At 73.1% G+C, this 13673-nt stretch carries 11 protein-coding genes; 4 read left to right on the top strand and 7 right to left on the bottom strand.

All coding sequences use genetic code 11. The features are described from left to right. Window position 1: 1 nt before the first annotated feature. Both ACERM0_RS07180 and ACERM0_RS07175 read left to right on the top strand, forming a co-directional pair. Complete coding sequence (locus ACERM0_RS07180) at window positions 2-547, top strand: TetR family transcriptional regulator (RefSeq protein ID WP_373677871.1); 546 nt, start codon at window positions 2-4, stop codon at window positions 545-547. A 55-nt stretch (window positions 548-602) separates the two neighbouring features. Further along, window positions 603-1166: a zinc-binding dehydrogenase gene (locus ACERM0_RS07175; RefSeq protein ID WP_373677870.1), complete on the top strand. Its 564-nt coding sequence runs from the start codon at window positions 603-605 to the stop codon at window positions 1164-1166. A gap of 5 nt (window positions 1167-1171) precedes the next feature. Here ACERM0_RS07175 and paaK read toward each other — a convergent pair whose 3' ends face one another. The 7 genes from paaK to paaA all read right to left on the bottom strand — a co-directional run bounded on the left by paaK (window position 1172) and on the right by paaA (window position 8119). Continuing rightward, window positions 1172-2485: a phenylacetate--CoA ligase PaaK gene (gene paaK, locus ACERM0_RS07170; protein ID WP_373677869.1), complete on the bottom strand. Its 1314-nt coding sequence runs from the start codon at window positions 2483-2485 to the stop codon at window positions 1172-1174. Between the two features lie 7 nt (window positions 2486-2492). Continuing rightward, window positions 2493-3338 carry a 3-hydroxyacyl-CoA dehydrogenase family protein gene (locus ACERM0_RS07165; RefSeq protein WP_373677868.1) on the bottom strand — a complete coding sequence of 282 codons (846 nt, stop codon included), beginning with the start codon at window positions 3336-3338 and terminating at the stop codon, window positions 2493-2495. Beyond that, complete coding sequence (gene paaZ / locus ACERM0_RS07160) at window positions 3335-5371, bottom strand: phenylacetic acid degradation bifunctional protein PaaZ (RefSeq protein WP_373677867.1); 2037 nt, start codon at window positions 5369-5371, stop codon at window positions 3335-3337. Before paaZ ends, ACERM0_RS07165 begins: the two co-directional genes overlap by 4 nt. A 72-nt stretch (window positions 5372-5443) precedes the next feature. Next, entirely contained in the window at window positions 5444-5944 is a 501-nt protein-coding gene (gene paaD, locus ACERM0_RS07155; RefSeq protein WP_373677866.1) for a 1,2-phenylacetyl-CoA epoxidase subunit PaaD, read from the bottom strand. A gap of 32 nt (window positions 5945-5976) precedes the next feature. Beyond that, window positions 5977-6810: a 1,2-phenylacetyl-CoA epoxidase subunit PaaC gene (gene paaC / locus ACERM0_RS07150; protein ID WP_373677865.1), complete on the bottom strand. Its 834-nt coding sequence runs from the start codon at window positions 6808-6810 to the stop codon at window positions 5977-5979. Then, window positions 6807-7151: a hypothetical protein gene (locus ACERM0_RS07145; protein WP_373677864.1), complete on the bottom strand. Its 345-nt coding sequence runs from the start codon at window positions 7149-7151 to the stop codon at window positions 6807-6809. The genes paaC and ACERM0_RS07145 overlap by 4 nt, the downstream gene beginning before the upstream one ends. 11 nt (window positions 7152-7162) lie before the next feature. Then, a complete protein-coding gene (gene paaA / locus ACERM0_RS07140; RefSeq protein ID WP_373677863.1) occupies window positions 7163-8119 on the bottom strand; it encodes a 1,2-phenylacetyl-CoA epoxidase subunit PaaA in 957 nt (318 codons plus the stop codon). A 236-nt stretch (window positions 8120-8355) separates the two neighbouring features. Here paaA and ACERM0_RS07135 point away from each other — a divergent pair, with 236 nt between their 5' ends. Further along, window positions 8356-10578 (top strand): NADP-dependent isocitrate dehydrogenase, encoded by a 2223-nt coding sequence (locus ACERM0_RS07135; RefSeq protein ID WP_373677862.1) that lies wholly within the window; start codon window positions 8356-8358, stop codon window positions 10576-10578. An 80-nt stretch (window positions 10579-10658) separates the two neighbouring features. Further along, the gene (locus ACERM0_RS07130; RefSeq protein WP_373677861.1) at window positions 10659-13604 is read left to right on the top strand and encodes a BTAD domain-containing putative transcriptional regulator; all 2946 of its coding nucleotides are present in this window, start codon (window positions 10659-10661) and stop codon (window positions 13602-13604) included. Window positions 13605-13673 lie beyond the last annotated feature (69 nt).

The following is a 13673-nucleotide window of genomic DNA, read 5'->3' as shown; positions in this document are numbered from 1 at the left end:
AGTGACGTCGCAGTCCGAGGCGCGCACGCCGCGGCGCCCGCTGAGCCGCGAGCGGGTGCTGCGCGCCGCCATCGATCTCGCCGACCGGGACGGGATCGAGGCGCTGACGATGCGCAACCTCGCCCAGGGGCTCGGGGTGGAGGCGATGTCCCTGTACCACCACGTGCGCAACAAGGACGCACTGCTGGATGGCGTCGTCGAGGTGGTGGTCGAGGAGATCAACGCCGCCGTGGCGCCGGTCGACGGGACATCCGCGCAGGACTGGAAGGCCGCGATGCGCGAGCGGATCCTCACCGCCCGCGCGGTGCTGCTGCGCCACCCCTGGGCGCCTGCCCTGATCGAGACCCGCCCGTCGATCAGCCTCGCCGTCATGCGCTACTACGACGACCTGCTCGCGCTCATGCGCACCGGCGGGTTCTCCTACGACCTCGCGCATCACGCCCTGCACGCGCTGGGCAGTCGCGCGCTCGGCTTCACCCAGGAACTGTTCGCCCCGGACGACCTCTCGCCGAGGACGACCGCTGCCTGCCGCTGCCCGACGGGCTGACACCGCAGGAGGCCGCGTCGCTCCCGGTCTCTCGGGCAACACGGCACTGCAGGCGGTGCGCCGCCACGGCCGGGTCCGGGCCGGCCAGCCCGTACTGGTGCTCGGGGCCGGCGGCGGCGTCGGCACGCTCGCCGTCCAGGTCGCGGCCACCGACGGGGCCACCGTCACCGCCGTCTGCAGCGCCGGCAAGGCCGGCCTCGTGCGCGAGCTCGGCGCCGCCGAGGTGATCGACTACCGGCGGGCCGACCCGCTGGAGCGCGAGCACGCGTACGACCTGATCGTGGACATCGCGGGGCTGCGTCCACTCTCGCACCTGCGGCGGGCGCTGACGCCGACGGGCACGCTGGTCATCGTCGGCGGCGAGGGCGGCGGACGCTGGTTCGGGGGGCTCGGGCGGAACCTGCTGGCCTCGCTCCTCACCCCCTTCACCTCGCAGCGGCTGACGTGGTTCGTCGCCACCGACCGGCCACAGGATCTGCAGGAGGTCGCCGCCGCGGTCGCCGACAGGACGATCCGACCGGTCCTGGACCGGACCTTCCCCCTAGACGAAGCCGCGCGGGCCCTGCGCCACGTCAAGGACGGCCACGCCCGCGGCAAGGTCGTCGTCACCGTGACCTGACGTTCTCAGCGGGGCTCGCGCAGGTCGCGGACGCGTCTGGCCTTGCCGATCGAACGGGTGATCGCGGCCGGGTCGACCACCTCGACGCCGACGCTGACGCCGATGCGGGCCTTGATCCGCTCGCGCAGCCGCGTGGCCGCGCCGTCCCGCTCCTGCGGCGAGGTCAGCTCGCCGTCGCGAGCCTCGACGCGGACCGTCAGCTGGTCCATGCGCTCGGGCCGGCTCAGCACGCACTCGAAGTGGGGCGCCAGGCCCGGCACGTCGAGGAGCAGTTCCTCCACCTGCGACGGGAACAGGTTCACCCCGCGCAGGATGATCATGTCGTCGCTGCGTCCGGTGATCTTCTCGATCCGGCGCATGGTCCGGGCGGTGCCCGGCAGTAGCCGCGTCAGGTCGCGGGTGCGGTACCGGACGATCGGCATCGCCTGCTTGGTCAGCGAGGTGAAGACCAGTTCGCCCTCCTGGCCGTCGGGCAGGACCTCGCCGGTGACCGGGTCGACGACCTCCGGGTAGAAGTGGTCCTCCCAGACGTGCAGGCCGTCCTTGGTCTCCACGCACTCGTTGGCGACGCCCGGGCCGATCACCTCGGACAGGCCGTAGATGTCGACCGCGTGCATGTCGCAGGTCGCCTCGACCTCCTGCCGCACCGCGTCGGTCCAGGGCTCGGCGCCGAAGATGCCCACCTGCAGCGCGGTCGCCGCCGGGTCGACCCCCTGTGCGCGCATCTCGTCGATCAGCGCCAGCATGTACGACGGCGTGACCATGATGACCTGCGGCGCGAAGTCGACCAGCAGCTGGACCTGCCGCTCGGTCATGCCGCCCGAGACCGGGATCACGGTGCAGCCCAGCCGCTCGGCGCCGTAGTGGGCCCCCAGCCCGCCGGTGAACAGCCCGTAGCCGTAGGCGACGTGCACCTTCATGCCGGGCCGGACCCCCGACGCCCGCATCGAACGGGCCACGACGTCGGCCCAGACGTCGAGGTCGTCCTTCGTGTAGGCCACGACGGTCGGCTTGCCGGTCGTCCCCGACGACGCATGGACGCGGGCGACCTGCTCCTGGGGCACGGCGAGCATCCCGAACGGGTAGTGGTCGCGCAGGTCCTGCTTGGTCGTGAACGGGAACCGCGCCAGGTCGGACAGCTCGCGCAGGTCGTCGGGATGCGCGCCGGCGTCGTCGAAGGCCTTGCGGTAGTGGTCGACGTGCTCGTAGGCGTGCCGCAGCGACCACTGCAGGCGTTGCAGCTGCAGGCCACGCAACTCGTCGACGGACGCGACCTCGATCGGGTCGAGGCTCTCCCGCGGCGGCGTGAGGTCCAGCATCGCTCGCTCACTCCCAGGTGAAGAAGCCCTCCCCGGACTTCTTGCCGAGCTTGCCGGACGCCACCAGGTCGCGCAGCAGTTGCGGCGGCTCGAAGCGCGGGCCGAGCTCCCCGGCGAGGTACTCCGCGATGCCCAGCCGCACGTCCAGGCCGACCAGGTCGGTCAGCCGCAGCGGCCCGATCGGGTGCTTGTAGCCCAGCCGCATCGCGGTGTCGATGTCCTCGGCGGAGGCGACCCCGTCCTGCACCATGCGGATCGCCTCGAGCCCCAGTGCCACACCCAACCGCGAGGTCGCGAAGCCGGGCGCGTCGCCGACCTCGATGGTGGTCAGTCCCAGCCGCCCGCCCAGGTCGGCCGCCGCGGTCATGGTCGCCGGCGCCGTGGCCGACCCGCGGATCAGTTCGAGCAGGTCGGAGGCCGGCACGGGGTTGAAGAAGTGCATGCCGCAGAACCGCTCGGGCCCCTGCAGCGCCTTGGCGAGCCCGTCGATCGACAGCGACGAGGTGTTGGTGCCGATGACGACGTCGTCACCGACGGCGGCCTCGATGCGGCCCAGCAGCCCCTGCTTGAGGTCGACGACCTCCGGCACCGCCTCGACGACCAGGTCGACGCCGGCCAGCGCGCCGGGCTCGCCGGCGACCGTCAACCGGCCGAACACCTCGTCCACGTCGGCGTCGAGGTAGCCGCGCCGTGCCGCGCGCTCGAGACTGCCGGCGACCCGTTCGCGGGCCGCGGCGGCCTCGGCGTCGTCGCGCTCGACGAGCACCACCTCGAGGTCGTTGACGAGGCAGCGGTGCACGATGCCCACGCCCATCGTGCCGCCGCCCGCGACCCCGACCGTGGTGAGGCTCATGCGGGCACCTCGCGCTTGACGATGGTCAGCACGTCGTAGGCGGCCACCACCTCGCCATGCTGGTTGACGACCTCGACGTCCCAGGTGACCGTGCCCTGGTCCGGCTCGCGCCGCGTCACCTTGTCCTTGCAGGTGAACAGGACCTTGATGCGGTCGCCCGGGTAGACCGGCGTCAGGAAGCGCAGGTTCTCCAGCCCGAAGTTGGCCAGCACCGGGCCGGGGTCGGGCCACACGAACAGGCCGGCAGCGGCGGAGACGAGGAAGTAGCCGTGCGCGACGCGGCCCTCGAAGATGGGGCTGGCCTTGGCGGCCTCCTCGTCCATGTGGGCGTAGAAGGTGTCACCGGACAGCTCGGCGAACCGCTCGATGTCCGCCAGCGTGATCTCGCGCTCCTCGGACTCGAGCGCGTCGCCGATCCGCAGCTGGTCGTAGGTGAGCTTGAAGGGGTGGTCGACGTCGAGGTGACGCGGAGCCCCCGGGGCATAGCGGCCGGTCAGGCGGGTGATCAGCTCGGGCGAGCCGGTCAGGGCCGTGCGCTGCAGGTAGTGGTGGATGCCGCGCACGCCGCCCATCTCCTCGCCGCCACCGGCGCGACCCGGGCCGCCGTGCACCAGGTGCGGCAGCGGCGTGCCGTGCCCGGTCTGTGTCTCCGCGGACACGTCGTCGACGAACAGCAGTCGCCCGTGGTGCGAGGCGATGCCGGCGAACACGGTCGCCGCGTCGGGGTCGGCCGCGTCCCCGAACACCGACGTCACCAGGCTGCCGCCGCCGCGCTTGACCAGTTCGACGGCCTCGTCGGCGTCGTGGAACGGGATGATGGTGGTGACCGGGCCGAAGGGCTCGAGCTCGTGCACGGCGTCGAAGTCGCGGTCCTCGAGCAGCAGCACGGTCGGCGCCATGAACGCGCCCGGGTCCACGTCACCGACCAGCTGCGGGGCGTCGTCGCCCACGACCTTGCGGCAACCGGCGAGCAGCTTCTCCACCGTCCGCACGACGTCCTGCTTCTGCGAGGCGCTGACCAGCGCGCCCATCCGCACCGACTCGTCGGTCGGATCGCCCAGCGTGACGTTGGCGAAGGCGGCGCGCAGGCCGTCCACGACCGCGTCGACCGCGGCCTCGGGCACCAGGGCCCGACGGATCGCGGTGCAACGCTGGCCGGCCTTGGTGACCAGCTCGCGCTTGATCTCCTTGACGAACCGTTGCACGTGCGCGTCGTCGGACGCGGCCGCCGGCAGCAGGACGGAGGCGTTGAGCGAGTCGGTCTCCGTGATGAAGGTCGCCGAGCGGGCCGTGAAGGCCCGGTGGCCGCGCAGCAGCTCGGCCGTCGCCGCGGAGCCGGTGAAACCGACCACGTCGCGGCCGTCGAGGTGGTCGAACAGGTCGCCCGGGTGGCCCGCCACGAACTGGATCGCGCCCTCGGGGAAGACCCCGGACGCGATGACGTGCCGGTACAGCGCCTCGGCCACCTGGGCCGTCTGCGGAGCCGGCTTCACGATCACGGGCATCCCGGCGACCAGCGCGGGCGCGAGCTTCTCCAGCGAGCCCCAGCAGGGGAAGTTGAACGCGTTGATCTGCACGGCGACGCCCTCGCGGGGCGTCCACACGTGCTGTCCGAGGAAGCTGCCGTCGCGGCTGAGGTGCTCGGGCTGACCGTCCACGGCGACCTTCGCGTTCGGCAGCTCCTTGCGGGCCTTCGAGGCGTAGGTGGCCAGCACGCCCATGCCGCCGTCGACGTCGACCCACGCGTCCTTGAGGGTCGCGCCGGACTCGGCCGACAGCGCGTACAGCTCGTCCTTGTGCTCGGCGATGACGCCGACGAGTTCCTTGAGCTTGGCCGCCCGCTCGTGGAAGGTCAGCGCGCGCAGGGCCGGGCCGCCGACCTCGCGGGCATGGCGGACCACCGCGCCGAAGTCGATGCCGGCCGCGGTGCTGATGGCCAGCAGCTCGCCGGTGACCGCGCTGTGGATCGGCTCGCCGTCACCCTCTGGCGTGACCCACTCCCCCAGGACGTAGCTCTGCAACGTGCGTGCCATCGTGCCTCTCCTCACGCGAGACGCGGCGTGCCGGCCCCGGTTCCCGGTCGGGCCACCGGCGGGTCGCCGCGTTCAGAACGTCTTGAACGCCTCGAACGGTTGCTGGCAGGCCTCGCAGAACCGTAGGTCACGGCACGGCGTCGGGCCGAAGTTCGATTCCCGGATCGTCGCCTGCGCACCGCAGTAGGGGCACGGGCGCGGGTCGCTGCCGGGCGCGATGGCCAGCGGCAGGGTCGGACGCCCCTCGGGACGCGGGGCTCCCGTGGCGCCACCCGGCGGGGCGATGCCGAACTCGCGCAGCCGCTCGCGGCCGGTCGCGTCGATGCGGTCGGGCGTCCACGGCGGGTCGTAGCGGAACCGCACCCGCACCGCCTCGACGCCGTCGACGGCGTGGACGGCGGCGACCACGTCGCGCTCGATCATCTCGGTCGCGGGACAGCCGGAGAAGGTCGGCAGCAACTCGACCCGCACGGCGCCGTCGTCGCCGACCTCGAGGTGGTGGACCATCCCGAGCATGCCGATGGTGAGCGGCGGCAGCTCGGGATCCGGCACGCCCTCGACCGCCCGACGCACGGCGTCGGAGTCAACGCGGGTGCCGGCGCGGGTCACCACCGGGCTCCGGGGAAGGCGCGGTACAGCGCCGTCATCTCGGGCCACACGTCCCGGGTGAAGTCCTCGGTGTGCCGTCCGGCGCGCCCGCCGGCGGCGGCTAGCGGTACCTCGGCGTCGGCGCCGGGCAGCAGGTCGCCGAGACCGGCGTCGTCGAGCATCGCGCCCACGATCTGCGCCCACCGCGTCCGCAGCTCGGACGAGGGCACCCGCAGCAGACCGGCGGCCACGGCATCGGCCTCGCCAGCAAACGGCTCGAACAGCCCGAGCGCCTCCGGGAGCACCTCGGCGAGAGCCGTCCGCAGCCGCTGCCGGGCCTCGTCGCCGCCACCGGCCAGCCGGGCGAACCAGTGGTCGGCGTGCTCGAGGTGGTATCGCTCCTCGTGCAGCAGCTTGGTCGCCACGGCCGCCACGGCGGCGTCCGACGAGTCGGCGAGGGCCGCGAGCCGGACCACGTCGAAGCGGTCGTAGGCCCAATGCCGGGCCAGCGTGTAGGCGAAGTCCCGCGGGGCGTGCTCGCAGAGGATGGCGTGCCGGTAGTCCTCCGGTGCCCGGCCGAGGCCGAGCGCGTCCACGCCGGCCCGCACGTCGGGATGGTCCTCACCGAGCAGCAGCTGGTACCAGACGTCGGCGTGGTTGATCTCGTCCTGGGCGATGGTGGAGAACGCGAGGTCCTCCTCCAGCGACGGGGCCACCCCCGTCCAGTGCGAGGCGCGGTGCCCGCTGATCAGTTCGTCGTCCGCGACGCTGAGCAGCAGCTGCGCCCGCGGCGTGCCGAGGTCGGGCAGCGCGACCGTGGCCGTGGTGTCCGTGGCCGTGGTGTCCGTCATGCCTCGACCTTCTTCCCACGACCGGGGGCGGGCCGCTCGCGCAGGTGCGAGCGGCCGCGGCGGTCGGCGGCCTCGCGGGCCGCCTGCCGCTTCTCGCGGAAGCCCGAGTAGCCGGCCTGCAGCCGGTAGTCCATGTCGACCCGGTGTTCGAGCAGCGACGGGTCGTCGAGCCGGAAGACCTGGTCGGCTGGCACGACCGCGTAGTCCACGCCCTCCTTGTGGCGGAAGTGGGTCTCGCGCACGAGCAGCAGCGCGGTCTGCGGGTCGGCGGCGTGGACGGCGCCGACGTGCTCGAGCGGGTCGTCGGCCTTGCGGCGACCGAACACCTCGAAGACGGGCATGGTGGGTCTCCTCAGGCCGCGACGGCGGGGGGCCGGTCGCCGGTGACGATCTGGCGCACCCACTCGTGGTTGCTGGCCAGCAGTTGCCGCCAGTACAGGCGGCGGGCGGTCGCCTCGGTCGGCTCACCCTTCACGATCTGCTTGAGCCGGTCCCAGTCCGGCTCGGTGTAGTGCCAGACGCCGGTGGCCTCGTCGTAGCGCAGGTTCGGGTCCGGGGTCTCGATCCCCATGTCCCACATCTTGGGCACGTACTGGTTGATCCACTCCTGGCGGGACTGCTCGTTGGTGCGCGTCTTCACCCCCCAGTGGATCATCGGGTCGTCCTCGGCAGGGACGTCGGTGCCGAAGAAGTGCATGATCGGCTCCCACCAGCGGTTGACCGCCTCCTGCAGCATCTCGAACTGCTCGTCCGTGCCGCTGGCCATGGCCAGCATGATGTCCTCGCCGTGGCGGTAGTGCAGCGACTCCTCGGCGACCACGCGGCGCATGACGCGCACGTAGGGCAGATACGAGGTGTCGAGCAGCGCGCGCTGGGTCACGATCGCCGCACCGTCGACCAGGAACCCGATGCAGGCGACGTCGCCCCAGGAGTAGGTCGGGTAGTGGAAGACGTTGTGGAACTTGCCGCGTCCGGCGACGAGGTCGTCGTACATCTGTTGTCGCGGCTTGCCCAGCGTCTCCGCCACCCGGTAGATCAGGTGGGCGTGACCGACCTCGTCCTGGACCTTGGCGGCCAGCGAGCGCTTGCGCCGCAGCGTGGGCGCGCGGGCGATCCACTCGCGCTCGGGCAGCGCCCCCATGATCTCCGAGTTGGCGTGCATCTCGATGAACTTCAGGTGCAACTGCCGGTAGGTGTCCGGCATCCAGGCGTCGTCCCACCCGGGACCCACCCAGCCGGTGGCCTCGACCTTGCCCCCGGCGTGGATGTGCGCCAGGAACTCCTCGGTGCGTTGGTCGGTGGACGTCATCGCGTTGCGCTCCCCTCGGCTGGCTCGTGCCACGCCGGACCGAACGTTCGGTCGGTCAGCCTACCCGTCCCGCTCAGCTCCGACAAGGGCGGCTGACCATGGACCCGTGGGGAGCCGCGGCCATCCGGGCCCCATGGCCCAGCGAGTAGGTTGTCGACGTCCCGGCACCCGGCGGTCCGGCGCACCCCTCCTGCGGCGCCACCGCGGCTCCACGACACGCGAACGGGCGAGCTCACATGACGAAGATCATCTACACCTACACCGACGAGGCGCCGGCCCTGGCCACGCACTCGCTGCTGCCGATCATCGAGGCGTTCGCCGGCGCGGCGGGCATCGACGTGGAGACCCGCGACATCTCGCTGGCCGGGCGCATCCTCGCCGCCTTCGCGGACCGGCTGCCGGAGGACCAGCAGGTCGCCGATGCGCTCGGCGAACTGGGCGAGCTCGCCAAGACGCCCGAGGCCAACATCATCAAGCTGCCCAACATCAGCGCCTCGATCCCACAGCTGAAGGCGGCCGTGCGCGAGCTGCAGGCGGCCGGCTACGCCCTCCCGGACTATCCGGAGTCGCCGTCCGACGACGACCAGCGCGACGCGAAGGCCCGCTACGACGCCGTCAAGGGCAGCGCGGTCAACCCCGTCCTGCGCGAGGGGAACTCGGACCGGCGTGCCCCCGCCGCGGTCAAGGAGTACGCCCGCAAGCACCCGCACTCCATGGGCGAGTGGTCCTCGGACTCCAGGTCGCACGTCGCCACCATGGGGGCGGGCGACTTCCGTTTCTCCGAGCGCTCGACCACGGTCGCCGACGCCGACGACGTGCGCATCGAACTGGTCACGGCCGACGGACGGACCACGGTGCTGAAGCCGTCGACCCCGCTGCAGCCGGGCGAGGTCATCGACGCCGCGGTGATGCGCAAGGCGGCGCTGGTGGACTTCCTGCGCGAGCAGGTCGAGGACGCTCGCCAGGCGGGGGTGCTCTTCAGCGTCCACCTCAAGGCCACGATGATGAAGGTCTCGGACCCGATCATCTTCGGTCACGCCGTGCGCGCCTACTACGGCGAGCTGTTCGAGAAACACGGCGACACCTTCGCGCGGCTGGGCGTCAGCGCCAACGACGGCATGGCCAGCCTCGAGTCCGCCATCGAGCAGCTGCCGGAGGACGAGCGCGACGCGATCCGGGCCGACATCCAGGCCGCGTACGAGCGCGGTCCCGACCTCGCCCAGGTGGACTCGCACCGCGGCATCACGAACCTGCATGTGCCGTCCGACGTCATCGTCGACGCGTCGATGCCGGCCATGATCCGCTCGTCCGGCCAGATGTGGAACAAGGACGACCAGACGCAGGACACCAAGGCCGTCATCCCCGACTCCAGCTACGCGGCGCTGTACCAGGAGACGGTCGAGCACTGCCGCCAGCACGGCGCGTTCGACCCGTCGACCATGGGCACCGTCCCCAACGTCGGGCTGATGGCGCAGAAGGCCGAGGAGTACGGCTCGCACGACAAGACGTTCGAGATCCCCGCGGCCGGGACCGTCCGCGTCGTGGCGCAGGACGGGACCACGTTGCTCGAGCACGAGGTCGAGGCGGGCGACATCTGGCGCATGTGCCAGACGAAGGACGCCGCCATCCGCGACTGGGTGAAGCTGGCCGTCAACCGGGCCCGCGCCACCGGCTGGCCGGCCGTGTTCTGGCTCGACCGCGACCGCGCGCACGACGCCGAGCTGCTGAAGAAGGTCGAGGAGGAGCTCCAGCGTCACGACACCGACGGGCTCCAGATCGAGATCCTGCCCGTCGCCGAGGCCACTCGCTTCACGCTCGAGCGGGCCCGTAACGGCGAGAACACCATCTCGGTCACCGGCAACGTCCTGCGTGACTACCTCACGGACCTCTTCCCGATCCTCGAGCTCGGCACCAGCGCGAAGATGCTGTCCATCGTGCCGCTGATGAACGGTGGTGGGCTGTTCGAGACCGGTGCCGGCGGCTCCGCGCCCAAGCACGTGCAGCAGTTCGTCAAGGAGAACCACCTGCGGTGGGACTCGCTCGGCGAGTTCCTGGCGTTGACGGTCTCGTTCGAGCACCTCGCCCAGCAGGCCGGCAACGCCAGGGCGCAGGTGCTGGCCGACACCCTGGACCGCGCGATCGGCACGCTGCTGGAGGAGGGCCGCTCGCCGCAGCGCAAGGTGGGTCAGCTGGACAACCGCGGCAGCCACTTCTACCTCGCGTTGTACTGGGCCCGCGAGCTCGCCTCGCAGGGCGCCGACGCGAATCTCGCGACCGTGTTCGGCCCGCTGGCCGAGCAGCTGGGCGAGCAGGAGGCGACCATCGTCGAGGAGCTCAACGCCGCCCAGGGCGGGCCGGTGGAACTCGGTGGCTACTACTGGGTCGACCGCGAGAAGGTCTCCGCGGCGATGCGTCCCAGCCGGACACTGAACGGCATCATCGACGGGTTCCGCGGCTGAGCGCCGGCGAGGTCCGATCCGACGGGGAGCGCGACGGTTCGCGCTCCCCGTCGGCGTTCGCGCCGGCCATACTGCGCGACGTGGTCGAGCCGGTACGGATCCGGGTGCTGGGACCGCTCGCGATCGAGCGGGCCGGCGTCGCCGTACCCCTGACCGGGCCGCGACGCCAGCGGCTGCTGACCGCGCTGGTGCTGGCCGGCGGCAGCACCGTCTCCACCGACGCGCTGGTCACGGCCGTGTGGGGCGACGACCCACCCGACAGCGCCCGCAACAGCCTGCAGTCGCACGTCACCCGGCTGCGCGAGCTGCTGGGCGGCGTCACCACCATCCGTGGCGGTGCCGCCGGCTACGCGCTGACGCTGGCCCCGGGCCAGGTGGACGCCGAACGGTTCACGGCCGCGGTGGCCGCGGCACGCCGGCGGACGGGCGAGCCCGCGACGACGGTGCCCGTGTTGGAGGCCGCCCTGGCGTGGTGGCACGGCCGCGCCTACGGCGAGTTGGCCGACGACCTCGCGCAGGTCGAGGCCGCACGGCTCGAGCGGCTGCGGTTGGAGGCGCGCGTGCTGCTGGCCGGCGCCCGGCTACGGGTCGGCGACGCACCGACGGCCGTGGCGGAGCTGCAGGCGGTGGCCGCCGAGCAGCACCTCGACGAGGAGGCGGCGCTCACGCTGGCGACGGCGCTGGCCGCTGCCGGTCGTGTCCCCGACGCGCTCGCCGCGCTGGGGCGATGGCGCCGCACGCTGGCCGACGAGCTGGGGCTCGACCCCGGCCCGCGGGTGGCCGACCTGGAACGCCGGCTGCTGCGCGGAGGAACCGTCGCCTGGCACGAGGACCCGACACCGGCGGTCTCGACGACCGCAGCCGTCACGTCGCCGCGCTCAACCGTGTCCCCGACCGGCGCCGCGGCGCCGCCGGAACACACCGCCAGCTACGGCCGTGACCGCGAGCGCGAGCGCGTGACGGCGGCGCTGCGGTCGGGGCCGCTGGTCACGGTCGTCGGCCCGGGCGGGGTCGGCAAGACCCACCTGGCCGGTCTGGTCGCGGCCACGGAACCTGCCGTGTGGGTGGACCTGGCCACGGCCCGCACGGGCGACGAGGTCGCCGGCGTCGTGCTGGAGGCGATGGACGCCGGGCCGTCCGGCGGCGCCGACCCGCTGACGCAGGCCGTCGAGGTCCTCGCCCGCCACCGCGGCCTGGTCGTGCTGGACAACTGCGAGCACGTCCTGGACACGGTGGCCACCGTCGTCGGCACCGTCCTGCGGCGCCGCACCGACGTCCGGCTGCTCGCGACCAGCCGGCAGCGCCTGGACGTGGACGGCGAGGTGGTGCGGCGACTGGAGCCGCTGCCCGTGCCGGCGACCGACGACGCGTCGGAGGCGGATGCGGGCGTCGCGCTCTTCCTCGACCGGGTCGCCCGCGCCGGTGGTCCGCCGGTGGCGGTGCGCGACGCGGCCGCCGTCGTCGGGGCGGTCGACGGCCTGCCGCTGGCGATCGAACTGGCGGCTGCCCGTGCCGCCGCACTCCCGGTCGGCACGCTGCTGGCCCGCCTGCGGACCCACCTCGACGTGCTCGACCGTCCGGGCGGCCGCGGCGCGCTACGGCACCGCACCGTCCGCGGCGTCGTCGACTGGTCCTACGACCTGCTGCCCGAGGTCGACCAGCGGCTGTTCCGCCACCTGGGCGTCTTCTCCGCCACGTTCGGCCTGCAGGACGTCCGGGCCGTGTGCGGCGAGCCGGGCACGGACGGGTACGCGACCGCCGCCGCGCTCGGCCGCCTGGTGGAGTGCTCGCTGGTGGTGCGGGTCGGCGACGAGCGCTACCGCCTGCTGGAACCGGTGCGGCTGGACGCGTGGGACCGGCTACGGCGCGACCCCCAGGCACCGATGGTGTTCGCACGACAGACCGCGGCCGTGCTCGACCTCGTCCGCCGCTCCGACCAGGCCGTGAACACCGCGGCGGAGACGGAGGCGCTACGCGACCTGGTGCTCGCGCTGCCGGATCTGCGGGCCGTCCACCGGCGGGCGCTCGCGGCCGGCGACGGCGCCACCCTGGCCGAGATGACCGGGATGGTGCACCGGGCCGCCTACGTCCTCGCGCGGGCCGACCTGCTGGACTGGGGTCGCGACGTGCTGGACCGCGACGACGTGACGTCGCCGTCGCTGCGTACCCGCGTCCAGGCCTGCGCCATCGCCGCCGCGATGATCGCCGGACGCACCGAGGAGGCCCAACGGCTGGCCGCACCGCTGCGCGACGGCCCCTTCGCCGGGCCCGAGGCCACGACGCTCACGGAGATGCTCGGCGACCTGTGCATCACCACCGGGGACCTGGACGGCGGGCTGGCGCTGTACGCCACCAACCTGGAGCTCGCCCGCGCACAGCAGCATCCCGGGCTGATGGCGCTGGCATTGGTCGGCACCTCGCTGGCACACGGCTACCAGGAGCGCAGCGGCGAGGCGGTCCGCGCCGCCGAGGAGGCGGTCGCACTCGCGGAGCGCAGCGGCGCCCCGAGCACCCGCGCCATGGCCCACTACGCGCTCGGTGAGGCGCTCGCGGACGTCGCGCCCGACCGGGCGCTGGAGGCGCTCGACACGGCGCTGCAGGTGGCCGCCGCGGGCGGCGCCCGCTTCGCCGAAGGGGTGGCGCGGCTGGCCGATGTCGCCGTCCGCGGCCGCCACGGCGAGCCAGGAGACGCCCTCCGGCGCCACCGCGACGCCCTCACCATGTGGCTGGAGGCGGGCGCCGACGCGTTCCTGGCCACGGGGCTGCGCAACCTCGTGGTCCTGTTCGCCCGCATCGCGGCGGACGCCGACGCCGTCGAACTGGCCGCGGCGCTGGAGCGGCTCGTCACCCGGCCCTCGTTCGGCTCGGAGGCCCGGCGGATCGGTTCGGCGCTGGAGGCCGCCCGGGCGCGGCTGGGATCCGCCGAGGTGGCGGCCGCCCGTCGCGCGGGCGACACCCACCCCGACATCGCGGCGCTGACCGTGTCGTGCCTGGCACGCATCGACGCGCTGGCCGCGAGACGCTGAGGACCGGCACACGCGTGCACGCGCCGTCATGCGGCGTGCACGCGACGTGCAAGGCCTGTCGGCCACGGT

Source organism: Egicoccus sp. AB-alg2 (genome assembly GCF_041821065.1).
Lineage (GTDB): Bacteria > Actinomycetota > Nitriliruptoria > Nitriliruptorales > Nitriliruptoraceae > Egicoccus.
Note: the sequence above shows the minus strand (reverse complement) of the source record. Positions and strands in the feature narration are given on the sequence as shown.